Source organism: Psychrobacter sp. CAL346-MNA-CIBAN-0220, from assembly GCF_040309805.1.
GTDB lineage: Bacteria > Pseudomonadota > Gammaproteobacteria > Pseudomonadales > Moraxellaceae > Psychrobacter.
In genome coordinates this window covers 1-279 of sequence record NZ_JBEOPF010000181.1, presented here as the reverse complement: position 1 = coordinate 279, position 279 = coordinate 1, and the positions used below count along the sequence as shown (strand labels likewise).

Genomic DNA, 279 nt, shown 5'->3' with positions numbered 1-279 from the left:
CTATTGATAGTTATAAGCCGACTTTATTTATCGATGAGATTGATACGTTTATCAATGATAATGAAGGGATAAGAGGTGTACTAAATGCGGGGCATAGTCGGGATAATCCACACATTATACGCTGCGTCGGTGATGATAATGAACCCGTACCATTTAATGTTTTTGGAGCTAAGGCAATATCAGGTATCGGTAAAATTCCTGGCACATTGATAGATCGTTCAATATCGCTAACTTTGCGTCGCAAAATGAAAAATGAGTCAAAAAAACGAGTGCGTGATC

At 38.4% G+C, this 279-nt stretch carries 1 protein-coding gene; it reads left to right on the top strand.

Translation table 11 applies throughout. The annotated features are described in order from the left end of the window. The coding region (locus AAEY88_RS13230; protein WP_350563130.1) for a hypothetical protein at window positions 1–279 on the top strand (279 nt) is incomplete at both ends.